Annotated in this window: 27 protein-coding genes; 1 reads left to right on the top strand and 26 read right to left on the bottom strand. The window is 63.5% G+C overall.

From position 1 onward, the window contains the following. Nucleotides 1–7: 7 nt before the first annotated feature. From EV669_RS02245 to uvrB, 22 genes are all read right to left on the bottom strand, one after another. Entirely contained in the window at nt 8–1,165 is a 1,158-nt protein-coding gene (locus EV669_RS02245; protein ID WP_132097771.1) for a UbiH/UbiF family hydroxylase, read from the bottom strand. A gap of 32 nt (nt 1,166–1,197) precedes the next feature. Next, nucleotides 1,198–2,364 (bottom strand): FAD-dependent monooxygenase, encoded by a 1,167-nt coding sequence (locus EV669_RS02240; protein WP_132097770.1) that lies wholly within the window; start codon nt 2,362–2,364, stop codon nt 1,198–1,200. Nucleotides 2,365–2,393: 29 nt separating this feature from the next. Then, entirely contained in the window at nt 2,394–3,689 is a 1,296-nt protein-coding gene (pepP, locus tag EV669_RS02235; protein ID WP_055433562.1) for a Xaa-Pro aminopeptidase, read from the bottom strand. 73 nt (nt 3,690–3,762) lie between these two features. Beyond that, nucleotides 3,763–4,146 (bottom strand): VanZ family protein, encoded by a 384-nt coding sequence (locus EV669_RS02230; RefSeq protein WP_054285014.1) that lies wholly within the window; start codon nt 4,144–4,146, stop codon nt 3,763–3,765. Nucleotides 4,147–4,226: 80 nt separating this feature from the next. Continuing rightward, nucleotides 4,227–4,952 carry a YebC/PmpR family DNA-binding transcriptional regulator gene (locus EV669_RS02225; protein ID WP_054285130.1) on the bottom strand — a complete coding sequence of 242 codons (726 nt, stop codon included), beginning with the start codon at nt 4,950–4,952 and terminating at the stop codon, nt 4,227–4,229. 75 nt (nt 4,953–5,027) lie between these two features. Then, nucleotides 5,028–5,804 (bottom strand): flagellar biosynthetic protein FliR, encoded by a 777-nt coding sequence (fliR, locus tag EV669_RS02220; RefSeq protein ID WP_132097769.1) that lies wholly within the window; start codon nt 5,802–5,804, stop codon nt 5,028–5,030. Next, nucleotides 5,804–6,073, bottom strand: coding sequence for a flagellar biosynthesis protein FliQ (fliQ, locus tag EV669_RS02215; RefSeq protein WP_054285016.1), 270 nt, complete (start codon nt 6,071–6,073; stop codon nt 5,804–5,806). The genes fliR and fliQ overlap by 1 nt, the downstream gene beginning before the upstream one ends. A 49-nt stretch (nt 6,074–6,122) precedes the next feature. After that, nucleotides 6,123–6,869, bottom strand: coding sequence for a flagellar type III secretion system pore protein FliP (gene fliP, locus EV669_RS02210; RefSeq protein WP_132097768.1), 747 nt, complete (start codon nt 6,867–6,869; stop codon nt 6,123–6,125). Beyond that, nucleotides 6,866–7,321: a flagellar biosynthetic protein FliO gene (gene fliO, locus EV669_RS02205; RefSeq protein ID WP_245622697.1), complete on the bottom strand. Its 456-nt coding sequence runs from the start codon at nt 7,319–7,321 to the stop codon at nt 6,866–6,868. Before fliO ends, fliP begins: the two co-directional genes overlap by 4 nt. 3 nt (nt 7,322–7,324) lie before the next feature. After that, nucleotides 7,325–7,765 carry a flagellar motor switch protein FliN gene (gene fliN, locus EV669_RS02200; protein ID WP_054285018.1) on the bottom strand — a complete coding sequence of 147 codons (441 nt, stop codon included), beginning with the start codon at nt 7,763–7,765 and terminating at the stop codon, nt 7,325–7,327. Beyond that, complete coding sequence (fliM, locus tag EV669_RS02195; protein WP_132097767.1) at nt 7,762–8,766, bottom strand: flagellar motor switch protein FliM; 1,005 nt, start codon at nt 8,764–8,766, stop codon at nt 7,762–7,764. Before fliM ends, fliN begins: the two co-directional genes overlap by 4 nt. A gap of 7 nt (nt 8,767–8,773) precedes the next feature. Then, on the bottom strand, nt 8,774–9,295 hold the full coding sequence (gene fliL, locus EV669_RS02190) for a flagellar basal body-associated protein FliL (RefSeq protein WP_132097766.1): 522 nt from the start codon (nt 9,293–9,295) through the stop codon (nt 8,774–8,776). Between the two features lie 101 nt (nt 9,296–9,396). Further along, entirely contained in the window at nt 9,397–10,323 is a 927-nt protein-coding gene (locus EV669_RS02185; protein WP_132097765.1) for a flagellar hook-length control protein FliK, read from the bottom strand. Between the two features lie 47 nt (nt 10,324–10,370). After that, complete coding sequence (gene fliJ, locus EV669_RS02180) at nt 10,371–10,820, bottom strand: flagellar export protein FliJ (protein ID WP_054285022.1); 450 nt, start codon at nt 10,818–10,820, stop codon at nt 10,371–10,373. Nucleotides 10,821–10,831: 11 nt separating this feature from the next. After that, nucleotides 10,832–12,229: a flagellar protein export ATPase FliI gene (fliI, locus tag EV669_RS02175; RefSeq protein WP_054285023.1), complete on the bottom strand. Its 1,398-nt coding sequence runs from the start codon at nt 12,227–12,229 to the stop codon at nt 10,832–10,834. After that, complete coding sequence (locus tag EV669_RS02170; RefSeq protein ID WP_132097764.1) at nt 12,207–13,043, bottom strand: flagellar assembly protein FliH; 837 nt, start codon at nt 13,041–13,043, stop codon at nt 12,207–12,209. The genes fliI and EV669_RS02170 overlap by 23 nt, the downstream gene beginning before the upstream one ends. Further along, on the bottom strand, nt 13,024–14,022 hold the full coding sequence (gene fliG, locus EV669_RS02165) for a flagellar motor switch protein FliG (RefSeq protein WP_054285025.1): 999 nt from the start codon (nt 14,020–14,022) through the stop codon (nt 13,024–13,026). The genes EV669_RS02170 and fliG overlap by 20 nt, the downstream gene beginning before the upstream one ends. Beyond that, entirely contained in the window at nt 14,015–15,751 is a 1,737-nt protein-coding gene (gene fliF / locus EV669_RS02160) for a flagellar basal-body MS-ring/collar protein FliF (RefSeq protein WP_055433557.1), read from the bottom strand. Before fliF ends, fliG begins: the two co-directional genes overlap by 8 nt. Nucleotides 15,752–15,804: 53 nt before the next feature. After that, the gene (gene fliE / locus EV669_RS02155; RefSeq protein WP_054285027.1) at nt 15,805–16,122 is read right to left on the bottom strand and encodes a flagellar hook-basal body complex protein FliE; all 318 of its coding nucleotides are present in this window, start codon (nt 16,120–16,122) and stop codon (nt 15,805–15,807) included. 2 nt (nt 16,123–16,124) lie between these two features. Beyond that, entirely contained in the window at nt 16,125–17,501 is a 1,377-nt protein-coding gene (locus EV669_RS02150; protein ID WP_132097763.1) for a sigma-54-dependent transcriptional regulator, read from the bottom strand. Between the two features lie 20 nt (nt 17,502–17,521). Then, on the bottom strand, nt 17,522–18,217 hold the full coding sequence (locus tag EV669_RS02145) for a CheB methylesterase domain-containing protein (protein ID WP_132097762.1): 696 nt from the start codon (nt 18,215–18,217) through the stop codon (nt 17,522–17,524). 151 nt (nt 18,218–18,368) lie between these two features. Continuing rightward, a complete protein-coding gene (uvrB, locus tag EV669_RS02140) occupies nt 18,369–20,381 on the bottom strand; it encodes an excinuclease ABC subunit UvrB (RefSeq protein WP_054285133.1) in 2,013 nt (670 codons plus the stop codon). Between the two features lie 188 nt (nt 20,382–20,569). Here uvrB and EV669_RS02135 point away from each other — a divergent pair, with 188 nt between their 5' ends. Then, nucleotides 20,570–21,436 (top strand): serine hydrolase, encoded by an 867-nt coding sequence (locus tag EV669_RS02135; RefSeq protein WP_132097761.1) that lies wholly within the window; start codon nt 20,570–20,572, stop codon nt 21,434–21,436. A 98-nt stretch (nt 21,437–21,534) separates the two neighbouring features. On the opposite strand, the gene EV669_RS02130 is transcribed toward EV669_RS02135, so the two are convergent. The 4 genes from EV669_RS02130 to EV669_RS02115 all read right to left on the bottom strand — a co-directional run bounded on the left by EV669_RS02130 (nt 21,535) and on the right by EV669_RS02115 (nt 26,161). Beyond that, nucleotides 21,535–22,581, bottom strand: coding sequence for an ABC transporter ATP-binding protein (locus EV669_RS02130; RefSeq protein WP_132097760.1), 1,047 nt, complete (start codon nt 22,579–22,581; stop codon nt 21,535–21,537). Further along, nucleotides 22,581–24,191 carry an ABC transporter permease gene (locus EV669_RS02125; protein ID WP_055433554.1) on the bottom strand — a complete coding sequence of 537 codons (1,611 nt, stop codon included), beginning with the start codon at nt 24,189–24,191 and terminating at the stop codon, nt 22,581–22,583. Before EV669_RS02125 ends, EV669_RS02130 begins: the two co-directional genes overlap by 1 nt. A 125-nt stretch (nt 24,192–24,316) precedes the next feature. Further along, a complete protein-coding gene (locus EV669_RS02120) occupies nt 24,317–25,309 on the bottom strand; it encodes an extracellular solute-binding protein (RefSeq protein ID WP_132097759.1) in 993 nt (330 codons plus the stop codon). A 96-nt stretch (nt 25,310–25,405) separates the two neighbouring features. Further along, the gene (locus tag EV669_RS02115; RefSeq protein ID WP_132097758.1) at nt 25,406–26,161 is read right to left on the bottom strand and encodes a competence/damage-inducible protein A; all 756 of its coding nucleotides are present in this window, start codon (nt 26,159–26,161) and stop codon (nt 25,406–25,408) included. Nucleotides 26,162–26,179: the final 18 nt, after the last annotated feature.

Here is a 26,179-nt window from a genome sequence, read left to right as displayed (position 1 = left end):
CCCTTTCTCAGTACCCGATCGCATGCCGGGCGAACTGGCGCCGCAACGGGCCCAGCCGTCCGGCCAGCGTCAGGCCGGTATTGCGCAGCCAGGCAAGGCCCGGCAGGTCGTGGGTATGGAACAGCGAGAACAGGCCATCACACGCAGTTTGCATGGTGTGGATGGCCTCGCGGCGGCTGCGCTCGTAACGGCGCAGCAGCATCCAGTCACCCGCATCCGCAGCCTCGCGCAACAGGCCGGCCAGCACAGCCGCATCCTGAAAACCGAGGTTAACCCCTTGGCCCGCCAGCGGATGCACGGTATGCGCGGCGTCGCCAGCGAGCGCCACGCGTTCGCGCACCATGCCCTCCGGGCGGATCAAGCGCAGCGGAAAGGCGGCAGCCGGGGTGAGGGTCTCCAGCCGGCCCAGCGCATGCTGGCCGGCGGCAGCCACGGTGTCGGCCAAGCGTGCCTCGTCCAGGGCCAGTAAATCCTCAGGACGGAAGGTGGACCAGACGATCGATATCCGGTTGCCGGCCATTGGCAGCCAAGCGAGGATGCTGTCGCCGGTAAACCATTGCCGGGCCACACCTCCGTGTGGCCGCTCGCAGGCAAAATTGGCGACCACGCCCGACTGGCCGTAGGGTTTGATGGCCGCGTCGACGCCGGCCAGCGTGCGGATGCGCGAAGCGGCACCGTCGGCGCCCACCACCAGCCGGGCCTCAAACTGGCGACCGTCATCCAGTGTCAGCTGCGCACGGTGGGGATCGGTGGCAAGCTCGGCCACCCGGGCGCCGGTCATGCAGTGGATGCCACTTTCGGCCAACCGCTGCCAGAGCGCGCCCAGCATCCAGCGGTTCTCGGCGATGTAGGCCAGCGCCTGTGCGTCAGCATCCTCGGCCGAGAACCGGATCGCCCCACCTGCATCGCCGCGCACGTCCATCTCCCGGATGATGCCGATACGCGCGCTGTCAGGCCAAGCGCCCAAGCTTTCCAGAAAGCGACGGTTAGCCGGGCTGATGGCATAGATCCGGCTGTCCCAGCCTTGAAGCAGCGCGGCCGGGTCGGTCGGCATGCCGCCCTCGACCAGTGCCACCTTCTGGCGGCTACCGGCCAGCGCCAGCGCCAGACTGGCACCCACCAGACCACCTCCCACGATCACCACATCGAAGCGGGTTTCGTTCATCTCGAGCTTTTCATCAGAATGGTTCAAAACGCTCATCTCTGTCCAACGCCGAACACCAGATGGCTGGCAAAGGCTCGTCGCAGCGGCGGCACCACGTCCAGCAGGTTCATGCCGGTGCCGCGCAGCCACTGGCTCAGTGCATCGTGCCCGTCAAAAAGTTGGATCAGGCTGTGGGTAAAGCCTACAACCGCCCGGCTGTCCAGGCGACGACGGGCAGCATAGCCCGATAGGACCTCGGGGCTCCCCGGATCCGGGCTGCCGGCCACTGCCTCGATCAGGCCCGAGGCGTCGCGCAGACCCAGGTTGAGCCCTTGGGCTGCCACCGGATGCATGGTCTGGGCGGCATTGCCGATCAGCACAACCCGGCCGCTTACCACGCGGTTCACTTCCTTGAGCACTAGCGGGAACACCGCACACGGGCCGGTATGGGTGACCGCGCCCAGGCGACCGCCCATCGCCCGCTCAATGGCGACCTTGAGCATGTCCGCATCCCCGCTCAGGGCGGCCGCCTCTTCCGGCGAGCGTGTCCAGACAAGCATGTAGCCATCGCCATAGGGTAAGAGGGCAAACGGGCCATCTAGCGAGAAGCGTTCGTACGCCGTGCCAGTCTGGGGGGCCTCGAAGGTCACCGGGGCCAGCAGTGCGCACTGCCGGTAATCGTGGACGCTGCGGCGGATGCCGGGCAGGGTTTCGGCCAAGGCACCGCCTTCTGCCAGCACGGCCAGACGGCAGGTAAGCGCTGCCCGCTGCCCGGCCGATTCCACCTCCAGCGCCGCATAGCGTGCCAGCGACTTCACAGCCGTCACGCGGCTCTCCCATAACACCGTCACGCCGGCCTCCTCCAGCCGGGCATTGAGCGCGGCGGTGAGCGCTGCATAATCCGCCACCAAGCCCAGATGCGGCAGCCCCAGGTCCTGGCGGGAGAGCACCGTGCGACCGCACGCCCCCTGCTGCGATACATGCACCACATCGATCGGCGTGGCTGGCAGCGTGGCGGGCCAGGCTCCTTCTTCCTCAAGCCGCTGGCGGCTGGCCCAGGAAAGCGCCAAGGCGCGTGCATCGTGAATGGGCGCGCGCCGGGCCCGGGTTTCCACCAGCACTACCTTGCGCCCGGCCCGGGCCAGGCCCAGGGCGGCCAGCGCCCCCACCGGACCGCCGCCCACCACGGCCACGTCTGCATGGTCGATCGTCGGTTTCATCGTTCGTATCCTGCCAGACTGGTTGAGCGTCACGCCTGCTGCATCAGGGCTTCGATCTCGTCGATGCGTTTGGGTACCGCCTCGGTATAGATCTCGTGTCCTGTTTCGGTCACCAGCACGTCGTCCTCGATCCGGATGCCGATGTTGTGGAAGACCTCCGGCACACCCTCGGCCGGACGGATGTAAAGCCCGGGCTCGATGGTGGTACACATGCCGGGGCGATAGGCGATCCACTCGCCCGCTTCTTTGCGACGGCCGACGTCGTGCACGTCCAGACCGATGAAGTGACCAATGCTGTGCATGTAGAACTGCCGGTACGCCCCCGATTCGATGACACCATCCACCGAGCCTTGCAGTAGACCCAAGTCCAACATGCCCTGCGTCAGAACGCGTAGCGCCGCATCGCCCGGCTCGTTCCAGCGGGCGCCGGGGCGCACCTTGTCGATGGCGGCCAGTTCGGCGGCCAGCACTACCTCATAGACGTCGCGCTGGGCCGCGCTGAAGCGGCCGCTTACCGGGAAGGTGCGGGTGATGTCGCCCGCATAGCCGTTCAGCTCGCACCCTGCGTCGATCAACAGCAGGTCACCATCGTTCAGGCGGCTGTTGTTGCCCACGTAATGCAGGGTGCAGGCGTTGGCGCCCCCGGCGACGATGCTCTCGTACGAGGGCGAGCGAGCGCCGTGCCGCACGAAAGTATGCAGAATTTCAGCTTCGATCTCGTATTCGTACATGCCAGGCCGGCATGCCTTCATCGCCCGCACATGCGCTTCGGCAGAAATCTGGCCGGCCCGGCGCAGCAGGCCGATCTCACCGTCGTCCTTCACCACCCGCATCGCATCCACCAGCATCAGCAGGTCACCGAAGTCGGCCGGCGCCTCCTCCCCGGTACGGTAACGGGCGCGTACTGCATCCAGCCACCCCGCCACCCGGCGGTCAAAGGACTGGCTGCGGCCCACCGGCCACCAAAGCTTGGACGCATTAGCCAGCAGGTCCGGCAGGCGGCTGTCCAGCTCGCTGACGGGATACGCTTCGTCAAAGCCAAACATTTCGCGCGCGCCTTCCGGGCCGAAACGGAAGCCATCCCAGATTTCGCGGTCGAGATTCTTTTCGCGACAGAACAGAATCGACTTACCCGCGGTGGCGTCCAGCACCAGTACCGCCTCGGGCTCGGTGAAGCCGGTCAGGTAGTAGAAGTGACTGTCGGCACGGTAGGGATAATGAGTGTCGGCATTGCGGATGGCCTCGGGCGCGGTGGCGAGGACGGCGATCCCCTCCTTCATCAAGGCCATGAGCGCCTGTCGGCGCCCGGTATGGTTCTGGTGCATGGGTCCTCTTCCATTCTTTGACCGGCGGGGCAGGCCCGGGCGGTGGCTGCAGGAGAAAGCGTACAGCGCGAGTTTACACCGGCTTGACGGCCAGCAGCAGCCGCAGCCGCGCCAGTGCCAGGCCTGCGGCAATGCCGAGTCCGTCTGCCAAGGCATCGGCCACTTCGGCCGACCGGTAACTGGTCAGCGTGCCCTGCAGTACCTCGGAGAGCACCGCCCATCCACACAGGCAGCACCACACCTGCTGCCGGGCTACGACCTCGCCAAAACGCACGACCAGCCCGCGGAACAGCAGCAGCGCCTGCACGGCAAACAGGCTGAAATGACCTATTTTGTCGAAATAGGGGATGCCGGAATGGCCCCCACCCTGCCGGAACAGCATCCACACCCCAAACAACCACCACAGGGCTGCCAGGGTCAGTGCGGCTTGCGGCCGCCCCTTGTACCACCGGGCCATCTTCGGCCAACCTTTCCCAGCGGATGCGCCAAGAGAAAAGGCTTGCCAGCGGCAAGCCTTTTCCAGTTCACATCGGTGTTTTATTCTTCGAGCACAGCCGAGGTGTAGACATGCTGTACGTCATCCAGGTCTTCCAGGGCATCGAGCAGCTTCTGCATACGGACCGCATCGTCGCCCGCCAGTACCGTCTCGTTCTGCGGCTTCATGGTAACTTCGCCCATTTCAGCCTTGAAGCCGGCGGCCTCCAGCGCCGCCTTGACGGTGGAGAACTCGTTGGGATCGGTGATTACCTCCAGCGAACCGTCATCGTTCGTCACCACATCGTTGGCGCCGGCTTCCAGAGCGGCTTCCATCAGCGCGTCCTCGTCCACGCCCGGGGCGAACACCAGATAGCCGCAGTGCGTGAACTGAAAGGCCACGCAACCGTCGGTACCCATGTTGCCGCCATACTTGGAGAAGGCATGGCGCACGTCTGCAACCGTACGGGTTTTGTTGTCGGTCAGGCAGTCCACCATCACGGCCGCCCCGCCGATGCCGTAGCCCTCGTAGCGGCACTCCAGGTAGTCCACGCCTTCCAGGTTGCCGCTACCCCGGTCCACTGCCCGCTGGATATTGTCCTTGGGCATGTTGGCGTCCAGTGCCTTGTCGATGGCCAGGCGCAGACGCGGGTTCATGTTCGGGTCGCCTCCGCCCAGTCGGGCGGCAACGGTGATTTCCTTGATCAGCTTGGTAAAGACCTGGCCGCGCTTGGCGTCCTGGCGACCCTTGCGGTGCTGGATGTTAGCCCACTTGCTGTGACCTGCCATAATTGCCTCAGTCGGTTGGTGCGGGCCGTCCCGGCCCTGCAGCATCGTCAAAAACCCCGGGATTCTAGCAGAAAGCTAGGGGGCCTTCAGCATCCCCTGCATGAAGTGGAAGGCTTCGCGGTAGATGGCTTCCAGCGCGCTCATCATCAACGGCAGCGAGAAGTACAGTGCCCCGAAGCCAATCAGGAGGGTGAGCGGAAATCCGAAGGAAAAGATGTTGAACTGTGGGGCGGCACGGGTCATCACGCCGATGGCGAGGTTGGTGACAAGCAGCGCGGCCACCACGGGCAGAGCCAGCCAGAGACCCCACGAGAAGAGATGCCCACCCCACTCGGCCATGGTGCGCAGGTTGGCCGAAGGCAGGGCTGCGCCGATGGGCAGCACACGAAAGCTTTCTACCAGGGTGGACAGCACGATCTGGTGGCCGTTGAAGGCCAGGAAGACGAGGAAGACGAACAGCGTCAGCACCCGCGAAACCGCTGGCACCTGCGCTGAGTGCTGGGGATCGTAGAACATCGCGAATCCCAGCCCCATCTGCATCCCCATGATAAAGCCCGCCATTTCCACCGCAGTGATCACGATGCGCATGGTGAACCCCATCGCCAAACCGATTAGAAGCTGCTGCGCCAGAATCAGCAGGCCTTCGCCGGATACCACGGGCGTTGCCGGCAGCGGTGGCAGCAGAGGGGCCAGCAGCAATGTCAGCAGCAGGGCAAACCCGGCCTTGAAGCGGCGGGGCACGGAGCGCGAGGAAAGCAAGGGGTCGGCCAGCATCAGCCCCACGATCCGGGTGAAGGGCCAGCCGAACGCCGCCACGAAGGCGTTGATCTCGATGTCGCTGATCGGGACCATCAGCCGATCACATTAGGAATGCTCTGGAACAGCCGCACGGTGTAGTCGATGAGGGTGTTCACCATCCAGGGGCCCGCCACCACCAGCGTGACGAACAGGGCCAGCAGTTTGGGGATGAAGGTGAGCGTCATTTCGTTGATCTGCGTGGCAGCCTGCAGGATGCTCACCAGCAGGCCCACCAGCAGCGCCACCAAAAGCACCGGTGCCGATACGATGATCAACATGTAGAAGGCGTTCTGGACGATATTGATGGCAAGTTCGGGCGTCATGGCAGGTTCGCGTGAAGGTGGGCCGGGCGGGAGACGGGCAGACCGGACGTCAACCGGTATAGAAGCTCTGCACCAGCGAGCCCATGAGCAAAGTCCAGCCGTCCACAAGCACAAATAGCATCAGCTTGAACGGCAGTGAGATTGTAGTGGGCGACACCATCATCATCCCCATGGCCATCAGGATGCTCGCCACCACCAGATCGATGATCAAAAAGGGGATAAAGATCATGAACCCGATCTGGAAGGCGGTCTTCAACTCGCTGATGGCAAAAGCGGGAATCAGGGTCTTCATCGACACGTCGGCGGGCGTGGCAGGCGCCGGCGATTGCGACACCTCGATGAAAAACTGCAGGTCCTTCTCACGGGTCTGGCGCAGCATGAAGGCTTTCATCGGACGTGAGGCCTCATCCAATGCCTGCACAAAGGTGACCTTGTCATCCGAGAAGGGCAACCAAGCCTTGTTGTACACCTCGTCGAAGGTGGGACCCATGATGAACAGCGTCAGGAACAGTGACAGTCCGATCAGCACTTGGTTGGGCGGAGACTGCATCGTACCCAGAGCCTGCCTCAGCAGCGACAGAACGATGATGATGCGGGTGAACGAGGTCATCATCAGCAGCATGGCCGGGATGAATGTCAGCGCCGTCATGAAGAGCAGCATCTGCAGGCTGAGCGAATAGCTCTGCCCACCTCCCGCAGCCGGCGTGCTGGTCATCAAAGGCAGGCCTGCGGCCGAGGCGCCCAGCGGCAGCACCAGTAGCGCAGCCAGGCCAAAGGCGAAAAAGCGGTGTTTCATGAACGCGGAGTATCGTCCCGTCGCGAGGCTCTGTCGAGTGCGGTCTTGAGCCAGCGGGAAAAAGGTTCGGCCGGTACGGCGGCCGCAGCAGAAGGCGCGTCGTCTGGACGAGGCTGGCGGGTCAGCAGGTTGACTGCATGTGGCGTCACACCCAGCACCAGCCACTCCCCTTCCACCTCGACGATAACCACCCGCTCCCGCTGGCCGATCAGGGTGCCCCCAATCACGCGCACACGCCCGTTCCCCGCCATCATGCCTCCGGCAAAGCGCCGGAAGAGCCAGGCCATTGCGACGATTAACGCCAGCACAAGGGCCAGTCCCAGCACCATCTGCAGCATGCTCGACAGTGGTGTGGGCGCGGTGACGGCAGGCAGGGCCGCGGCGGCGGCACCGGCCGCCCAGGCCGGGCTGGCCAGACCCGCGTACATGACAGCCCAAATCAGGCGAGGCATGGCTTATTTCTGCAAGCGGCGGATGCGCTCGGCCGGCGTGATGATGTCAGTCAGGCGGATGCCGAACTTGTCGTTGACCACCACCACCTCGCCCTGCGCGATCAGGCAGCCGTTGACGAGCACGTCCATCGGTTCCCCGGCCAGACCGTCGAGCTCCACCACCGAACCCTGCGCCAGTTGGAGCAGGTTGCGGATGGCGATCTTGGTGCGCCCGAGCTCCACCGTCAGCTGTACGGGGATGTCCAGAATCATGTCGAGGTTCTGAGGCACTTGACCGGCCCCAGGGGTCTGGTTCAGTTCCTGGAAGAGATTGTGGGCGGGCTGAGCCACCGGCTCGGGGGCCTGCTGGGCGTCGATGGCCTCCTGCTCGGCCATGGCGGCTGCCCAGTCATCCATCGACACTTCTTCATCAGCGGGAGGGTTGTTGACCGATTCGTCACTCATGCACTGTCTCCTTTGCCTGGGTCCGCAAACTCCTGCGTCCCGGCCAGTATTTTTTCCACCCGCAATGCGTATCGACCCTGCAACGTGCCGTAGCTGCACTCAAATACGGGGATCCCGGACACGTCTGCAACGAGATGCTCCGGAATTTCCAGGGTGACGATGTCCCCCTGCTTCAGGTTGAGAATCTGCCCCAGTGTCACCGAAGCCTGGCCGAGCGTGGCCACAAGGTCGACGTCGGCAGCCTGGACCTGACGCGTCATCAGGCTGACCCAGCGGTTGTCCACTTCGGTACGGTCGGCCTGCATGGTGCTGGATAACAGGTCGCGGATCGGTTCCACCATCGAGTACGGCAGGCACACATGGAAATCGCCGCCCCCGGCGCCCAGTTCGATGTGGAAGGTCACCGCCACCACTACCTCGGTCGGCGTGGCAATGTTGGCAAACTGGGTGTTCATCTCGGACCGAAGGTAGACGAACTCGATCGGATGCACGGGCTCCCAGGCCTTCTGGTATTCGGAGAACACCACTTCCAGCAAACGGCGGATGATGCGCTGCTCGGTTGGCGTGAAGTCGCGCCCTTCCACACGCACGTGGTAACGACCATCGCTGCCGAACAGGTTGTCCACGATCAGGAACACCAGGTCCGGATCGAAGATCAGCAGGCCCGTGCCGCGCAACGGCTTGACGTGAACCAGGTTGAGGTTGGTGGGCACCACCAGGTTACGGATAAATTCGCTGTACTTCTGTACTCGTACAGGCCCGACCGAAATCTCGGCGTTGCGGCGAATGAAGTTGAACAGCCCGATGCGCAGGTTACGCGCAAAACGCTCATTGATGATCTCGAGCGTCGGCATGCGGCCACGGACGATCCGTTCCTGCCGTCCGATGTCGTAGGAGCGGATGCCCTGGCTATCTTGGGCGGCGTCGTTGTCGTCGTCCTCGCCGGTCACGCCCCGCAGAAGGGCATCGACCTCGTCCTGCGACAGAATATCGTCGGCCATCTCGCCTTTACTGGTTCTGGATGATGAAGGAAGTGAACTGGACGCTTTCTACCGGTTCGTCCTCGCCCGCTTCCATGGCCTCGTTGATGATTTTCTTCACCTGGGCCTTCAGCTTGACCTTGCCGTCCGGAGAGGACAGTTCTTCCGGCGTCTTGGAGGACAGAAGCAGGATCAGTCCGCTGCGGATCTTGGGCATGTACTCCTCGAAGCGCTTTTTGGCGGCCTCGTCGGCCAGTTCGGCCTGCATGTCCACCTGCAAGAGGCTCCCCCCATCGCCGCTGAGGTTCACCACGAAGGTCTCCAGCTTGGCGAATACCGGCGGCGCGTCCTTGTCCTTCTTGGGCGCCTTTTCCTGATGGGCAGCTTCCTGCCCGGCGGCCTGCTGGTGGGCATTGGTGAACATGTAGAAGGCTAGCCCCCCCACAGCGGCCAAGAGCAGCACCAGCAGGATGATCACCACCAGCATCAGCTTGTTGCCAGGTTTCTTTTCGCCTTGCTCAGCCTTGGCTACCTTTTTGTCGTCGGCCATAAGTTCTTCCGTCCAGATCGGAGCGCGTAATGTAATCAGGCGCTATTTTCCCGAATTCCGGACGGACTGACCAGACGCTTGACCGGGTTTCTCTGTATCGATCAAGCAAAAATGCTGACGATGCTACGCGCGGCACGGATTGCAGCCAGCGGATCGTCCTCGGCTACGGCCGCGCCTTTCTGCCGAGCAGCGGCCTGCTGCTGGAAGAACTGCTGGCGCGGGTCACCGGACTGGCCGCTGGAAACCTGCGCATCGGTTAGCTGGATTCCACTGGCGGACAGCATTGAGGCGAGGCGGGGCATGCTGTTTTCCAGCGCCTCGCGCGTGGCCGGCAGGGCGGCGGTGAAAACGACCTGGGCTTGGTCATTGTTGAGCTTGAGGTTGACCTCGATCGGTCCGAGATGGGGTGGGTTGATCTGGATCTGGGCAGTATCAGCCTTGAGCAGGGCCATGTTCATCAGCTGCTGGCCCATGGCCTTCGGCCACTGCTGGTCCGACACCGGCACCTGTACCGTGAAGACAGGAACGTTGGCCGAAGTGGCGCGGCCCGTTTCGGCACCCCCGTGCGTGCCCTGCGCCTGCATAAGCGGCAAGAACCCGGCACCCTCTTCCGCCTGGGGCGGCAAGTTATTGCCGTCCTCCTGCCGGCGGGCCAGCGAGGTGGCCCACAGGGTTGGATCGCCCGCTGCAGCCGCCTCGCCCACCCCGGTCGCCTCGGCCGTTGCATCAAGCTTCAGCGGCTGGGCAGGTTGCGGCACGACCGGTAGCGTAACCGGCACCATCTGGAAGAGGGGTGTGGCCGCGTTGGCCTCGGCACCCAGCGTGGCCGGCTTTTCCTTGGCCATCGAGGCATCCCCTTCGCCTTGGGCGCTTGTCTTCAGGGGGTCGGAGAACGCTTGGCCCAGTTGCGCACCAAGCAGCAAGGAGAAGAGACCACCCGCGTCAGCAGGTGTGGCAACAGCGTTGCTGCCAGGCTGGGAAGACGCGGAAGGCGCAGCCTTGGCGGCGGTGTGCACGGTAATGGTCATGGCGGTCTCCAGGGACAGATGCCGCCATTAAGCAACATACATGCCAGCTATTCGGGCTTGTGTTGGGTATCCCAGAACTTGCGTGCAGCAAACTCGTCAGTGGTCTTCTGCTGGGCGCGGTTCTCGCGCTTGAGCGCCTCTTCGGCCTCACGTTCCATCAGTTTCTCGAAGGCCTTGACGCGCTTGCGCTCCTCCTGCCAGGCGTGCTTTTCCAGCGCATGGTTCTGACGGGCGCGATCGACCTCGTTTTCCTGCGTCTTCAGCGCTTCGGCCAACCTGGCGATGAAGGCCTGAAAGTCGCGCCACTGCAGGACGCTCATGCCCTTCATTCCGCTGGCTACCAGCCGCTGCTGGTACTCAGCATGGAAGGTACGCAGCTGCTCCAGCCGTGTCTCGGCCTCGGACAGCCTGCTCTGGGCTACCCGCATGCGCTCGGCAGCAGCCTCTTCCTTGTCCTGCGCAAGTTTCTTGAGGAACAGGTATTTGCTCTCGGCCATTGCCCCTCACGTCAGGCAAGCACGCCCTGCAACTGGACGAGTGTTGAAGGATAGTCATGGGCTTCGTGCATCGGCTGCGTCAGGAACCCCACCATCGGCAGGTGCCGACGCATAGCTTCATCCAGCACCGGATCGGAGCCGGCCACATACGCTCCCACGCTGATCAGGTCGCGGCTGCGCTGATAGCGCGAATAGAGTTGCTTGAAACGCCGCGCCAGGTCCATCTGCTCGCGCGGCACCACATCCACCATGACGCGGCTGATCGACTGCTCGATGTCGATGGCGGGATAATGCCCCGCCTCCGCGAGGTTGCGCGACAGCACGAAGTGGCCATCCAGGATCGCCCGCGCCGAATCGGCAATCGGGTCTTGCTGATCATCGCCTTCGGAGAGCACGGTATAGAAAGCGGTGATCGAGCCCCCACCTGCGGTTCCGTTACCCGCTCGTTCGATCAGTTGCGGCAACCGCGCAAACACGGAAGGCGGATAACCCTTGGTGACTGGGGGCTCTCCGATCGCCAGCGCGATCTCCCGCTGTGCCATGGCATACCGGGTAACCGAATCCATCAGCAGCAGCACATCGAGCCCCTGCGCGCGGAAGTATTCAGCCAGGGCGGTAGCATATGCTGCGCCGTGCAGGCGCATCAGGGGCGGCATGTCCGCCGGTGCGGCCACCACCACCGAGCGGGCAATGCCCTCCTCGCCTAGGATGTTCTCGATGAAGTCCTTCACCTCACGGCCCCGCTCGCCGATCAATCCCACCACCACCACATCGGCCTTGGTGTAGCGCGCCATCATGCCCAGCAGCACAGACTTACCCACACCCGAGCCGGCGAACAGCCCAAGACGCTGGCCCCTTCCCACGGTGAGCAGGCCGTTGATCGCGCGCACCCCCACGTCCAGCACGTCACGTACCGGCGTGCGCTCCAGCGGGTTCATCGGCTGACTGTAAAGGGGAAAATACGCCTCCGGATGCACCGGCCCCTTCTGATCGAGTGGCCGACCCAGCGAATCGACAATCCGGCCCAAGAGGCTTTCGCCCACTGGCACCTGCCGTCCGGCGGGGCCGGCCGCACGCGGCGGCGGGGCCGGCTGGCCATAACTGGGAGGATGATGCGGGATCAGCGGAGTGACCGAGGTGCCCGGAACCAGACCATGCACATTGCTGATCGGCATCAGGAACACCTTGTCGGCAGCAAAGCCGACCACTTCGGCCTCCACGCTGCCGCCATCGGGCAACTGCACGCGGCAGGCACTGCCCACAGGTAGCTTGATGCCGGCCGCTTCCATCACCATCCCGGTCACCCGGGTCAGCTGTCCGCAGGGCTGCCAGAGCGGCGTTTCCACCGCAGCGGCGGCACAGGCAGCCAGATAACTGCGCTGACGGTCAAGCAGGGCGTTCGGCGTCATGCGTGTCGGTCTGTCCCAAAACTTCGAAAAGCGCCTTCAGGCGTGAGGAAATAGTCAGATCCAGATGAGTAAAAGGCGCATCGATGATGCAGCCACCGCGGCTGATGGCTGGGTCCTCCTGCCATTGCCATACCGTCTGCGGCGCCTCCTGCTGAAGAAAATCGCGCAGAAGCTCTACATCGTCAGGATGCGCGCGCACCCGAGCGCTGGCAAGGACTCCAGGCAGTTCGCCCAGGGCTTGGCGGAGCACCGGCAACAGTGCCTGCGGATCGACCTGCAGCTGGGTCATGAGCAGCTTTTCGGCCAAGGTCACCGCAACCCGCAACAGATCTTCGGCCAACAGGGGCTCCATCTGCGAGACAGCCTCGGCAAAACTGCGGGCAAGCGTCTCGGCAGGCGCCCACACCGTAGAGAACTGCTGCATGGCCTCGGCTCGGGCGGCTTCGAACCCGGCGGACTGGCCTTCAGCCAGACCTGCCGCCTGCCCCGCTTCGAAACCCGCCTGCCATGCTTCCTGATGGATGGCCTCGAGTTCGGCCGCCGTTGGATAGGCCGGGGGCGGCAGGTCCGGCTCGGGCGGCATCTCCCTCTCGGCGGGTGGGTCTGCAGGCTCCGGGGTGGCCGAAGGGCTATCGGGCTGGGCCGCGGGGGGGCTGCCCGTGCCGCCGACAAAGGCTGTTAGCGCCGCGGCCTGTTCCGGGGTCAGCAGCTGCGGCTTGGTGCGCCCGCTTTGCGCCAGATCGGCAGGCTGCCAAGGCTGCCAGCTAGGGGCCTCCTCCTCGCGAATGATGGGATTACTCGACGAGGCCTTCATCACCGCCCTTGCTGCCTAGCACGATCTGCCCATCGTCGGCGAGCCTGCGAACAATCTTGAGAATTTCCTTCTGCTCGGCTTCCACCTCGGACAGTTTGACCGGTCCCTTGGACTCCAGATCGTCACGCAACATCTCAGCCGCACGCGACGACATGTTGCGGAAGATCTTGTCCTTGAGTTCCTGGCTTGTCCCCTTGAGCGCCACCACCAGCGAATCGGTCTGCACTTCGCGCAGAATGGTCTGGATGGAACGGTCGTCAATGTCGAGCAGGTTCTCGAACACGAACATCTTGTCCTGAATCCGCTGCGCCAGTTCGGGGTCGTACTCGCGGATGAAATTCAGCGCCGAGGCCTCGACATTTGACCCCATGAAATTGAGGATCTCGGCCGTCATGCCGATACCGCCGGCCGCGCTCTTCTTGATGCGGTCGGAACCCGACAGCAGTTGCGTCAGCACGTCGTTCAGCTCGCGCAAAGCCTGGGGCTGCACTCCTTCCAGGGTGGCGGTGCGGATCAGCACCTCATTGCGCAGTCGCTCGGGGAAATTGGCCAGGATGGCGCTGGAGAGGTCGGGATCGAGATGGACCAGGATGGTAGCCACGATCTGCGGATGCTCGTTGCGGATCAGGTCGGCGGCCGACGCTGGGTCCATCCACTTCAGGCTCTCGATACCGCTGTGGTCGTTGCCCTGCATGATCTTGTCCAGCAGGTTGGACGCCTTGTCCGGCCCGAGGGCCTCCATCAGCACATTGCGCAGGTATTCGTCCGAGGCACCGATGCTTGCACGGGCAGCGCACTCATCCCGGAACTGCGACACCACGGTGTCGATTTCCTCGTGACTAAGGTTATTGATCGCAGCCATGGCCAAGGAAATCTTCTGGACTTCCTTCGGCCCCAGATACTTGAACACTTCCACCGCCTCGGCCTGCCCCAGACTGAAGAGCAGGATTGCGCTGCGGCGTACGCCGGCGTCACTCATCGGTGCTGATCCATTCCTTGATGATCTGGGCGGCCATGCGCGGGTCGGACTTCACGATCTCGCGGGCAGCTTCCAGATTGTTCGTGTACTGACGACGCTGCTGCTCGCGCGGATCCAGCGCGGTGGCGGCAGCGCCTGTACCCGCCCCGGCAGGCACGCTGTCTTCTTCACCGGCCACGGCGATCAGGCGGCCGCCGGTCTGGCTCGCGGCTTCGGCAGTGCCATCCGGGGGTACCACCGGCGCAGGCGGCTTGAGCACATCGCGTACGATCGGTCTCACCACTCCGAACAGCAAGTAGAGCACTGCAATGCCCAGCAGCCCGTACTTGATCAGGTCAGACAGGTTGGTGCTGACATAATCCACCACCCGCTCCTGCACGGAAGGCACGGTGCGCGCATCGGCAAAGGCCGCATTCACCACATTGAGCGTGTCGCCCCGCTGCGCGTTGTAGCCCATCGCTTCGCGCACCAGATTGTTGATCTGCTGCACCTCCTGAGCGGTGAGCGGGGTCGGCTTGAGTTCACCGTTGCGGTCCGGCATCTGTCGGTAGTTGACCACCACCGCGGCCGACAGCCGGGTGATGTTGCCCTTGGGCTGCTTGGTGTGCTGGATGGTCTTGTCCAGCTCATAGTTGGTTGTGATCTCGCGGTTGACCGCACCAGCCTGCCCAAGCGGCTGTCCAGAAAGGGTGGCCGTGCCGGGAGCGGCCCCGGGCGGGAGTGTGATCGGGGCCGAAGCGGCCGAAGGCGGCTGATTGGACAGGGCCCCGGGCACCCCGCCAGGCAACGGCGCTCCGTTGCCCAGCGATTCGACGATCTGCTGACTGCGCGTGGCCGACGGATTGGGCGTGGAGTTGGGGCGATAGGTCTCAGACGTCTGCTCGACCTCGGAAAAGTCCATCGCGGCCGTTACTTGGGCGCGGGCATTGCCCTTGCCGAAGATCGGCTCGAGGATGGCCTCAATGCGCTTGACGTAGTCTTCCTCTACCCGGCGCACATAGCCGATCTGGCGCTGGTCGAGACCGGCGTTCTCGTTCAGGTCGGGAATGCGCGACAGCAGGTTGCCATCCTGATCGACCACGGTGACATTCTTGGCCGGCAGGTTAGGCACCGAACTGGAGACCAGATGGATGATGCCGGCAATCTGCCCACCATCGAGCATCCGTCCCGGCAGCATGTTTACCATGACAGAGGCCGTGGGTTGCTGCTGGTCCCGCAGGAAAACGGTCTGCTTCGGCATGGCGATGTGCACTCTGGCCGACTCGATGACACCGATGGCCTCCACGGTGCGCGCCAGCTCGCCCTCGATCGCGCGCTGATAGTTCACCTGTTCGGCGAACTGGCTGATGCCGAATTTCTGGTTGTCCATCAGCTCGAACCCGACCCCGCCTGCCTTGGGCAGGCCTTGTGCGGCCAGGCGCAGGCGTACGTCGTACACCTGATTGGATGGAACGGAAATGACGCCCCCCGCGCCGATCTGGTAAGGCACGTTCTGCTGCTGAAGCGCAGCCGTGATCTGCCCACCGTCGCGGTCGGACAGGTTGGCAAAGAGGATCTTGTAGGGAGGTTCGCGATTAAGAAAGACGAGGCCGATGATGACAGAGACCACCGCGGCCAGAGCTGCGAACAGCAGGATTTTCTTGTTGTTGGGAAGCGCCCTGAACCGGTCCGAAGCCCCGTTCAGGCGTGCTCTCCAAGCAGGCGTAGCATTATCGACCAGATCAGCCATACAGTGGTTTTAGCTAGCGGTTCTAACCGCTGTCGGCTTGCTATCGGACAGCGCTAGACCTGGGTGTTCATGATTTCCTGATAGGCGGAAACTAGTTTGTTTCGTGCTTGCACCATGGTCTGAAATGACAGGCTGGCTTTTTGCAGCGAAACCATCACATCCTGCAGATTCACCCCTTCTTCGCCCAGTTCGAACTGCTGCTGCATTTCCTGGGAGGTCTGCTGGGCCGCGTTGACCTGCTCGATGGTCGATTTGAGAACGTTGGCAAAGTCAACCTGCGGCGTTTCCTGTGGCGCGGGGGCCTTGCCGGCGGCAAGTGCCGAGGCTGCCCGCAGTTCACCCAGGAGTTGGTCTACACCTTGCAAGGCCATGTTTACTCCAAACTGCTCGATGCTGCGTTCGGTGGGAGTGGCTCATCGGGGTGTTCTTCTTCCCGATAGCGCTGGAGCTTGTAGCGCAGTGTGCGCTCACTGATGCCAAGGCGCTCTGCTGCAAGCTTCCGCACTCCCCCGACCGCGGCCAGGGTTTCCAGAATGTGACGTTTTTCCAGGGCCTTCATGTCGGCATCCTGCGATGCCTCGGGCCCGGCCACCGAAGGAAGCACCGGTTCCGCAGTTCTGGCTTGAGTCGGCAGCATGAGGTCGGCGGCAAGTATTTCCGCCCCAGCGGCAAGAATCACCGCACGCTGCACGACATTTTCCAGTTCGCGGATGTTACCCTCCCAACCATAGGCCGTCAATTGACGCTCCGCCTCGTCGGAGAAGGCCGGGACCGGGCTGCGCCCGGCTGCTTCGGCGTGCTTCTTAAGCAGCATCCGTGCCAAGGGAAGAATGTCCTCGGGCCGTTCGGCCAACGCCGGAATCCGCAGGGGAATGACGTTGAGCCGGAAGTAGAGGTCCTCGCGGAAGCGCCCTGTGGCGACCTCGACATCAATATCACGGTTGGTGGTGGCGAGAACCCGGATGTTCAGCTTGAGCGTGCGAGTGCCACCGACCCGTTCGACCTCCCGCTCCTGCAGCACGCGCAGCAGCTTGGCCTGCAGCGCGAGCGGCATTTCCGTGACCTCATCCAAAAGCAGGGTCCCCTGCTGGGCCTGTTCGAACTTGCCGGGCAGCGTCTGGGTGGCGCCGGTGAAGGCCCCCTTCTCATGCCCGAACAGGGTGGACTCGAGCAGGTTTTCGGGAATTGCCGCACAGTTGACCGCAACGAACGGGCCGTCACGCCGGCGTGAATGGCGGTGGATGTAGCGGGCCAGCACTTCCTTCCCCGCGCCGCTGGGCCCGGAGATGAGAACTGTGGCATCGCTGCCGGCTACGCGCGAGGCGAGCGAATAGACCTGCCGCATCACGGCGGACTCGGCAATCACTTCGCCCTTTTCCTCGGGCATGCGCAAGAGGTGCTTTTCCACCTCCGCCAGCAGACTGGATGGCTCGAAGGGCTTGATCAGGTAGTGAGCGGCCCCGGCACGCAGGAGTTCGATGGCCCGCTCGATGACGCCGTAGGCGGTCATCAGGATGAAGGGGATGCCTGGGGCACGCTGCTTCATTTCGGCAAACAGGGTATAGCCGTCCATCGGCGCCATCTGTGCGTCGGACACGACCAGACCGACGGGGTGGTCCCGCAGGCGCTGCAGGGCCTGCGTACCGTCCGCCGCCTCAAGGGTGGGATAACCGGCCAGCGATAGGGTGTCGACGATGGCTTCGCGCAGATCGGAGTCGTCTTCGACGACCAGTACGGGGAGGTATTTCATACGGAAACTTGGCTAGAGGTTCAGGCAGTGGAGGCCCGCTGCACCGCCAATTGGGCAAGCCGGCCGGCGATGGCTGCGAGCGGCAGCACTTCGTGGGCAGCGCCCAGCGCGATGGCTTCCTTGGGCATGCCGAATACCACGCAGCTTTGCTCGTCCTGGGCAATATTATATGCCCCGGCTTCCTTCAGCTCTAACAGGCCCTGGGCGCCATCCCGCCCCATGCCGGTCAGGATCACGCCGATACAGTTGCGGCCGACCAGGTTGGCGGCCGAACGGAACAGCACATCCACCGACGGACGGTGGCGGTTGACCGGGGGCCCGCTGCTGAGTGCGGTGCACAGGCCGATTGTGGGGGTGGGCTTGACCATGAGGTGGGAATGACCGGGCGCAATGTAGACGGTGCCGGGCTGGAGACGCTCGCTATCCACCGCTTCCTTGACCGTGAGCTTGCACAAGGAGTCGAGCCGGGCCGCAAAGGACTTGGTGAACATCTCCGGCATGTGCTGGGTGATCAGGATCGGCGGCATGTCTGCCGGCAGTGCCGACAGCAGCACGCGCAGGGCTTCGGTTCCACCGGTGGAGGAGCCAATGGCGATCACCGTCTGCCGGGCAAGGGGCACCCGCCCCGCCACTCGCGGCAGGATGATGTCTGCGCTGTTGCTGGGGACGACGTTCAGGGCGGACTTGTCCGGGTTGGCCGAAAGCGGTGGCGACATGCGCATCCTTTCTGGTCTGTGACACGGGCGGCAGGCAAGCATAGCAGAGGCTGACGGGCGTGCATCAGGCCCCTGCTTCTTTTTCCTTTGTACAGGGCCGCCCGGGAAAGGTCGAGTCCTGCTTCGGCCAACCTTGCCTGCAAAAGGCGGCTTACAGGTCGTTGACCCAGGCTTTTTCCTTTAGCGCCTTCAGTTCGTCGCGCAGCCGGGCAGCGCGCTCGAACTCCAGATTGCGCGCGGCCTCCTGCATTTCCTTCTCGAGGCGCTTGATTTCCTTGGCCAGCGCCTTGGCGTCCATCATGGCCACCCGTGCCTTTTCCTTGAGTGCCTTCTTGTCCTCGCTGTCGTTGTAGACGCCGTCGATGATGTCCTTGATCTTCTTGCTGACCCCTTTGGGCGTAATGCCGTGCTCGAGGTTGAAGGCGATCTGCTTGGTGCGGCGGCGCTCGGTCTCGTCGATGGCGCGGCGCATACTGTCGGTGATGCGGTCGGCGTACAGTAGGGCCTTGCCGTTAAGGTTGCGGGCGGCGCGGCCGATGGTCTGGATCAGTGAGCGGTCGGAGCGCAGGAAGCCCTCCTTGTCGGCATCAAGGATCGCCACCAGGCTGACCTCGGGAATATCCAGACCCTCACGCAGCAGGTTGATGCCGATCAGCACGTCAAACATGCCCAGGCGCAGGTCACGGATGATTTCCACGCGCTCCACGGTATCGATGTCGCTGTGCAGATAACGAACCTTCACGCCATGCTCGGTGTAGTAATCGGCCAGTTGTTCGGCCATGCGCTTGGTCAGCGTAGTCACCAGCACCCGCTCGTTGCGGTCCATGCGCAGCCGGATCTCCGACAGCAGGTCGTCCACCTGGGTGGTCACTGGGCGGATTTCGATGGTCGGGTCGACCAGGCCCGTGGGCCGCACTACCTGCTCCACCACCTGCCCCGCATGGCTGGCCTCGTAGGCGCCGGGAGTGGCCGAGACGAAGACGGTCTGCGGCATCAGCCGCTCGAACTCCTCGAACTTGAGGGGACGGTTATCCACGGCGGACGGCAGGCGGAAGCCGTACTCCACCAGGTTTTCCTTGCGCGCCCGGTCGCCCTTGTACATCGCGCCCACCTGCGGCACGGTCACGTGCGATTCGTCGATGAACATCAGCGCGTTCTTGGGCAGGTAGTCGATCAGCGTCGGCGGCGGGGCACCGGCAGGCCGGCCCGAGAAGTGGCGCGAGTAGTTCTCGATGCCCTTGCAGAAGCCCATCTCGTAGAGCATTTCCAGATCGAAGCGTGTGCGCTGCTCGATGCGCTGTGCTTCGACCAGCTTGCCGTTTTCCTGGAACCAGCGCACCCGCTCGTTCAGCTCCAGCTTGATCGTCTCGCAGGCGCGCAGGACAGTGTCTCGCGGGGTAACGTAGTGGCTGGAGGGGAAGATGGTGTACCGCCCCACCCGCTGGCGCGTAGTGCCGGTGAGCGGGTCGAACAGGGTGAGGTTCTCCACTTCGTCGTCGAACAGGCTGACGCGGATCGCCGTTTCAGCACTCTCGGCCGGGAAGATATCAATGACATCGCCGCGCACGCGGAAGGTACCGCGCCCGAAATCGATGTCGTTGCGGTCATACTGCATCGTGGTCAGGCGGGCGATGATGTCGCGCTGGCTGAGTTTCTCGCCTTCCTTCAGGTGCAGGATCATCTGGTGATAGTCGGAGGGGTCGCCAATACCGTAGATGGCGGACACCGTACCCACGATGATGCAGTCGGGCCGCTCCAGAATGCTCTTTGTGGCCGACAGCCGCATCTGTTCGATGTGCTCGTTGATGCTCGAATCCTTCTCGATGAACAGGTCGCGGCTGGGCACGTAGGCTTCGGGCTGGTAGTAGTCGTAGTACGAGACGAAGTACTCCACCGCGTTTTCGGGAAAGAACTCGCGCATCTCGGCATAGAGCTGGGCGGCCAGGGTCTTGTTGTGCGCCATGATGAAAGCCGGGCGCCCCGTCCGGGCGATGACGTTGGCCATGGTGTAGGTCTTGCCAGAACCCGTGACGCCCAGCAGCGTCTGATAGGCCAGGCCGTCTTCCAGACCTTCCACCAGCTGTCCGATGGCGGTGGGCTGGTCGCCGGCCGGAGGAAACGGCTGATGCAGTCTGAAGGGGCTGTTCGGGAAGGTGATGACCATGTCCTTGGGGTCGGAGAGAAGATCGTCCGATTTTACGTGAGCACGGGCTGTCATTGCGTCTCCAGGGCAGAAAAAAACCTGCAAGGGCGGTTTTCTGCCTTTGCGCTTGCTTCAGATTGTTTAAAATGCCGAACTATCCGACACGACTTTCCACCGTCGTTATCAACCCCCACTTCTGGAGTCTGCGAATGCTCAAGCGTATCGCGAGCGGTCTGGTGGCCATCGTACTGGCCATGCCCGCCGTGGCAGCCGCGCCCGCGGGGATCGAAGTCGCCACTTCGATGGCCGGCGAGGCCGTCCCCCATCTGAATTCCAGCTCGGTGCTTGTCCTCAATGGCCTCACCGGCGAACCCGTCTATCAGAAAAACCCCACAAAAAGGGTGCCGATCGCTTCGATCACCAAGCTGATGACGGCCATGGTCATCCTGGACTCGGGCGTTTCGCTGGAGGAACCCGTGACGATCACCGACGCCGAGATCGATCGCCTGAAAAACACCAGTTCGCGCCTGGCCATTGGCACCACGCTTAGCCGTCGCGAACTGCTGCTCCTGGCGCTGATGTCCTCGGAAAACCGGGCCGCTGCCGCACTGGCGCGCAGCTATCCGGGCGGCACGCAGGCTTTCGTGGCACGCATGAACCGCAAGGCCCGCAGCTTGGGGATGAGCGACACCATCTATTACGATCCGACCGGTCTGGACGTGCGCAACACCTCCACCGCGAACGATCTGGCGCGCATGGTGCGTGCCGCCTACGGCTATCCGCTGATCCGTGCCTTTAGCACCACGCACGAGCACAGCATCACTGCGGCCAACAACCGTGTACTGCAGTACAAGAACAGCAATGCACTGGTGCGCTCGGGCGAGTGGGAGATCAACCTGCAGAAGACCGGCTATATCCAGGAGGCAGGGCGCTGCTTGGTGATGCACGCCACCGTGGGCACGCAGCCTTTGATCATCGTACTCCTGGCCGCGAGCGGCCCCAGCGCGCGCGTCAACGATGCCAAGGCCATCCGCACCTGGCTGGAGGGCCATCCCTCAAGCTGGCTGGCAGGCTGACTTCCTCACCGTCAAGCAAACCCGATGCCGAAGGTTGGCCGAAGCCGCAGGGCTTCGGCCAACCTTTTCTTCATCTGCGAGCGGAATACCAGATGGGGTCAGTGGGCCGGAAAGGCAATGAGGTGATCCATTTCCAGCCGGATGCCGATCGGCTCGCCAACAGGGTGGTCATGGTGGCTGGGCACCTCGGCCAGCACGCGCCGACCGGAAGGCAGGGCGAGGGTGTAGTGGAACTCCGAGCCGCGGAACACCTTGCTCTCTACCACGGCCTTGCGCGAGCTGGCGTCATCGTGCTGCACATCGTCCGGACGCAGCAGCACCTCCACCCGCTGCCCTACATCGAACGGTACTGGCACGGCACCGCAGAACTCGCCGATCTCCGTCTCGATGCAGGCCGGGCCCGTGACCACGCCCGGCAGGAAAACACCTTGTCCGATGAAGTCTGCCACGAAGCGGCTGGCCGGCTGATGGTAAAGCGTGTAGGGAGCGGCCCACTGCAACAGCCGCCCCGCCTGCATCACGCCAACCCGGTCGGCCATGGCGAACGCCTCGTGCTGGTCGTGCGTCACCAGGATGGCGGTGGTGTTCTCCTGCTTGAGGATGGCGCGCACTTCGGCAGACAGCCGACTGCGCAGGTCTACATCCAGATTGGAGAACGGCTCGTCCAGCAGCAGGAGTCGTGGCCGCGGCGCGAGCGCACGAGCGAGCGCCACCCGCTGCTGCTGCCCGCCCGACAGCTCGTGCGGATAGGACCGGGCCAGGCCGGCCAGCCCTACCAGATCCAGCAGCGACGCAACCCGGCGCAACCGCTCCGCGCGGGACCAGCGACGCAAGCCGAAAGCCACGTTGTCGCCCACCGTCAGATGTGGAAAGAGAGCATAGTCCTGAAACACCATGCCGATCTGCCGGGCATGCGCTGGCACCTGATGCCCGGGCAGACTGAGCGTCTGTCCGGCCAGACGGATGCTGCCGGCACGGATCGGCTCGAAGCCCGCCAGACAGCGTAGCACGGTCGTCTTGCCACATCCGGAGCTGCCTAGCAGGCAGCCGATCTCCCCCTCGACCAGGGTGAAGCTCATGGTATCGACCACCGTCTGCTGGCTATAAGCATGGCTGACCTGATCAAACTCGAGAAAAGCACTCATCACAGCGATTCCTTCTGACGCGACAGCAGGATGACGGGCAGGAGGCCGGCCAGTACGATGGCCACGGCCGGCAGTGCGGCACGCTCCCAGTCGCCCTCGGATGTGAGGGAAAAGATGCGCACGGCCAAGGTATCCCAGCCGAAGGGGCGGGTCATCAGCGTGATCGGCATTTCTTTCATCACGTCGACAAATACCATCAGTACAGCGGTGAGCAGTCCACCGCGCAGTAACGGCAGATGCAGGGCCAGCACCAGGCGCCAGCCAGTCAGGCCCAGCATGCGGGCGCACTCCTCCTGAGTGCGCGTGATGCGGTACATCGCGGCCGCAACGGCAGAATGCCCCACCGCTAGGAACCGGGCGGCATAGGCTAGCAACATCACGAACAACGTGCCCTTGAAGACGGCGGTGGTGCCCTCCGGCAGCCAGCGGCCCAGCCCGTCGATCAGAAAATTGTCCAGCGCGGCCACCGGAACGAACACGCCCACGGCCAGCACCGTACCCGGCACTGCATAGCCCAGGGTGGCCAGACGCGCCCAGAGCGGTGTCATGCCGTACGGAGCGCGCCGCACCGCGAAGGCAAGCGCCAGCGCCAGGGCCGTGACCAGGCCGGCGGCGATCAGCGCAATCAACAGCGAACGCCCCACGTATCCCAGCAGTTCGCCCGTCCATTCGCCCTCCATTGCACGCCAGGCCCAGAGGCACAGCTGGGCAAAGGGCAGCAGGAAAGCTAGCGTCAGCACCAGGGCTGCCCAGGCCGCGGCCACCCAGCCGGCTACCCCCTTCAGCGGCAGACGGGCCGCCCTCCCGCCCCTTCCCGCTTGGGTATAAGCCCGCCTGCCCCGCGAGCGCTGCTCAAACCACACCAGCACGAACACCAGCAAGATGAGCAGCGAAGCGAGCTGCTTGGCCGTAGGCAGCGAGAACAGGCTGAACCAAGCCTTGTAGATGGCCGCGGTGAAGGCGTCATAGTTGAAGATGGCCACCGTCCCGAAATCGGCCAGCGTCTCCATCAGCGCCAGGGTCAGACCGCCCGCAATCCACGGACGGGCCATGGGCAGCGCCACACGCAGAAAGCCCGCGCGCTGCGAGTAGCCGAGTGAGGCGCCCACCTCCAGCGCCCGTCGCCCCATGGTGGCAAAGGCATTGCGCGCCAGCAGATAGACATAGGGATAGAAAGCCAGCGTCATCACCAGGATCACGCCGGGCGTGGAGCGGATGGAAGGCACCCAGCTTGAATCGCCGAAGCGTTCGCGCAGGAAGGTTTGGAAGGGCCCGGTGAAGTCGAACAGCCCGAGCTGCGAAAAGGCCAGCACATAGGCGGGCATGGCCATGGGCAGCATCAGCGCCCAGTTGAAAAAGCGCCGCCCAGGAAAGTCATAGAGCGCCACCAGCCAGGCCAGGGGGACGCCCAATAGCAGGACTCCCAGCCCCACACCAGCCATCAGCCAGAAAGTGTTGACCAAGAGGCGGGGCAGCGTGTGCTGCATCAGGTGATCGACAATCGCCGGGTCCGGCGAGGCGATGGCCGAGAGGATGACCAGAACGGGCACCAGCGTCAGCAGTGCAATCAGAAAAGCCGTGACAGACCAGCGCAGAGAGGATACAGGCATTGTGAAGCAGGGTTCCGGAAAGACAGGTCAGCGTGCTGCGCCACCACAAGGTTGGCCGAAGCCGGGGCAGGAGCAAAAAAGGCGCCCTATGAGGCCGCCTCTCTTGCTCCGCCATCAGGCAGCGATCAGCGATAGCCGACGCGGTCCATCAGCATCACGGCTTCGGCCTGGCGGGTACCGGCGTTGGCCACATTAATCAGATTCTGCTTGAAAGGCCCCCAGGCCGCCACGCGCGGATCAGGTTTCACCTTCGGATTCACCGGATATTCCATGTTGAGGTCGGCAAACAGGTTTTGCGCCTTTTCGGACGACAGCCATTCGATGAAGCGCACAGCGCCCTTCTCGTTCTTGGCATAGCGCGTCACGCCGGCACCCGAAATGTTGACATGGGTCCCCTTGCCGGCCTGGTCTGCCCAGAAGATACCGATCGGCAAGGACGGGTTCTTCTCCATCATGCGGCCGTAGTAGTAGGTGTTGGCAATGCCCACCTCGCACTGGCCAGCCGCAATCGCTTCCAGCATCTTGGTGTCATCGGCAAACACATCGGTAGCAAGGTTGTTGACCCAGCCACGCACCACGCGCTCGGTGCGCACCGGCCCGATATCGGCCAGCATCATCGCCACCAGCGACTGGTTGTAGACCTTTTTAGATGACCGCAGGCAGAGCTTGCCCTTCCACTTCGGGTCGGCCAGTTCCTCGTAGGACGACAGCTGGGCAGGCTTCACTTTCTGGGTGTTGTAGAAGATGGTGCGTGCGCGGATCGACAGCCCGAACCATTCGCCCTTGGGGTCGCGCAAGTGGGCCGGAATGTTGGCGTCGAGCACCGGCGACTTCACCGGCTTGAGCAGGCCACGCTTAGAGGCCTGCCACAGGTTACCGGCATCCACCGTCAGCAGCAGGTCGGCGGGCGAGTTGCTGCCTTCGGCGCGCAGGCGCTCCATCAGCGGCCCTTCCTGGTCGTTGACAAGCTTGACGTCAACGCCAGTTTCCTTGCGATAGGCGTCCACCAGCGGCTTGACGAGCTGCTCGCCGCGGGCACTGTACACAACGAGCTCTTCGGAGAGAGCGGAACCCGACCAGGCGGCCAGAAGGGCGACCAGCAACAGCGGCTTTTTCAAGATGCGTCTCCTGCAGTGACTTGGGATCAGACGCAGGAAGTATAAACCAACACGAGAATCATTATCAATTCGTTGCAGAGCCCGTCGCAAACATTCTCAGCCTGCCTTGCGCACCACTTCATACCCCTGCGCCTTCAAGGCTTTTTCCAGCTCGGCGATGGCGATACCCACCAAGGCGGGCGCACCGGTAAAACCGAACTCGATGTGCATCTGTGCAAAGCGCGCATTGCCGAAGTTGGGCAGGCTGGAGAAGCGCAGTGCCGGATAGCGGGCGGTCATGTCTTGCATCAGGCTGATGAGGTCCCCCTCCCTTGCCTCCAGGGCCACCAGGGTTTCCTCCACATCAGGCTGGTCGTTAAAGAGATGGACATAGTGCGTGTCGAGCACCCATTCGATCATCGGCCAGGCCATGGCCGGAAAACCGGGTACGAAGTGCACGTTCGACACCGAGAAGCCGGGGATCTGGTTGACAGGGTTGGGGATGATGCGCGCGCTTTCCGGGAAGGCGCCCATGTTGATACGGTGTGGATAGGCCTCTTCCCCAAAGCGCTCTTCGATCAGCGCTCGCGCCTCTGGATGCACCGCCAGCGGCACCCCTAGCGCTGTGGCCGCGCACTGCCGGGTATGGTCGTCGGGGGTAGCGCCGATACCGCCGAAACTGAACACGAGATCCGGGCTGGCAAAGGCACGCTTCAGCGCATCGGTGATGCGTTCGGGGCGGTCGCCCAGGTACTCGGCCCAGGACAGCTTCATGCCGCGGGCGGCCAGAATCCGGATCAGCCCCTGTAGATGCTTGTCTTGACGCTTGCCCGACAAGAGTTCGTCACCAATGATGAGTGCACCAACATCCATGCCTTCTACTCCTTAGGT

Origin of the sequence: Gulbenkiania mobilis (assembly GCA_004346645.1) — a bacterium.
Lineage (GTDB): Bacteria > Pseudomonadota > Gammaproteobacteria > Burkholderiales > Chromobacteriaceae > Gulbenkiania > Gulbenkiania mobilis.
The sequence above is the reverse complement of the archived record's forward strand: the minus strand, read 5'-3'. Positions and strand labels throughout refer to the sequence as shown.

Coding starts and splice junctions, on each gene's coding strand:
- EV669_RS02245 (WP_132097771.1), bottom strand. CDS start 1,165: ATGAACGAAACCCGCTTCGATGTGGTGATCGTGGGAGGTGGTCTGGTG.
- EV669_RS02240 (WP_132097770.1), bottom strand. CDS start 2,364: ATGAAACCGACGATCGACCATGCAGACGTGGCCGTGGTGGGCGGCGGT.
- pepP (WP_055433562.1), bottom strand. CDS start 3,689: ATGCACCAGAACCATACCGGGCGCCGACAGGCGCTCATGGCCTTGATG.
- EV669_RS02230 (WP_054285014.1), bottom strand. CDS start 4,146: ATGGCCCGGTGGTACAAGGGGCGGCCGCAAGCCGCACTGACCCTGGCA.
- EV669_RS02225 (WP_054285130.1), bottom strand. CDS start 4,952: ATGGCAGGTCACAGCAAGTGGGCTAACATCCAGCACCGCAAGGGTCGC.
- fliR (WP_132097769.1), bottom strand. CDS start 5,804: ATGGTCCCGATCAGCGACATCGAGATCAACGCCTTCGTGGCGGCGTTC.
- fliQ (WP_054285016.1), bottom strand. CDS start 6,073: ATGACGCCCGAACTTGCCATCAATATCGTCCAGAACGCCTTCTACATG.
- fliP (WP_132097768.1), bottom strand. CDS start 6,869: ATGAAACACCGCTTTTTCGCCTTTGGCCTGGCTGCGCTACTGGTGCTG.
- fliO (WP_245622697.1), bottom strand. CDS start 7,321: ATGCCTCGCCTGATTTGGGCTGTCATGTACGCGGGTCTGGCCAGCCCG.
- fliN (WP_054285018.1), bottom strand. CDS start 7,765: ATGAGTGACGAATCGGTCAACAACCCTCCCGCTGATGAAGAAGTGTCG.
- fliM (WP_132097767.1), bottom strand. CDS start 8,766: ATGGCCGACGATATTCTGTCGCAGGACGAGGTCGATGCCCTTCTGCGG.
- fliL (WP_132097766.1), bottom strand. CDS start 9,295: ATGGCCGACGACAAAAAGGTAGCCAAGGCTGAGCAAGGCGAAAAGAAA.
- EV669_RS02185 (WP_132097765.1), bottom strand. CDS start 10,323: ATGACCATTACCGTGCACACCGCCGCCAAGGCTGCGCCTTCCGCGTCT.
- fliJ (WP_054285022.1), bottom strand. CDS start 10,820: ATGGCCGAGAGCAAATACCTGTTCCTCAAGAAACTTGCGCAGGACAAG.
- fliI (WP_054285023.1), bottom strand. CDS start 12,229: ATGACGCCGAACGCCCTGCTTGACCGTCAGCGCAGTTATCTGGCTGCC.
- EV669_RS02170 (WP_132097764.1), bottom strand. CDS start 13,043: ATGAAGGCCTCGTCGAGTAATCCCATCATTCGCGAGGAGGAGGCCCCT.
- fliG (WP_054285025.1), bottom strand. CDS start 14,022: ATGAGTGACGCCGGCGTACGCCGCAGCGCAATCCTGCTCTTCAGTCTG.
- fliF (WP_055433557.1), bottom strand. CDS start 15,751: ATGGCTGATCTGGTCGATAATGCTACGCCTGCTTGGAGAGCACGCCTG.
- fliE (WP_054285027.1), bottom strand. CDS start 16,122: ATGGCCTTGCAAGGTGTAGACCAACTCCTGGGTGAACTGCGGGCAGCC.
- EV669_RS02150 (WP_132097763.1), bottom strand. CDS start 17,501: ATGAAATACCTCCCCGTACTGGTCGTCGAAGACGACTCCGATCTGCGC.
- EV669_RS02145 (WP_132097762.1), bottom strand. CDS start 18,217: ATGTCGCCACCGCTTTCGGCCAACCCGGACAAGTCCGCCCTGAACGTC.
- uvrB (WP_054285133.1), bottom strand. CDS start 20,381: ATGGTCATCACCTTCCCGAACAGCCCCTTCAGACTGCATCAGCCGTTT.
- EV669_RS02135 (WP_132097761.1), top strand. CDS start 20,570: ATGCTCAAGCGTATCGCGAGCGGTCTGGTGGCCATCGTACTGGCCATG.
- EV669_RS02130 (WP_132097760.1), bottom strand. CDS start 22,581: ATGAGTGCTTTTCTCGAGTTTGATCAGGTCAGCCATGCTTATAGCCAG.
- EV669_RS02125 (WP_055433554.1), bottom strand. CDS start 24,191: ATGCCTGTATCCTCTCTGCGCTGGTCTGTCACGGCTTTTCTGATTGCA.
- EV669_RS02115 (WP_132097758.1), bottom strand. CDS start 26,161: ATGGATGTTGGTGCACTCATCATTGGTGACGAACTCTTGTCGGGCAAG.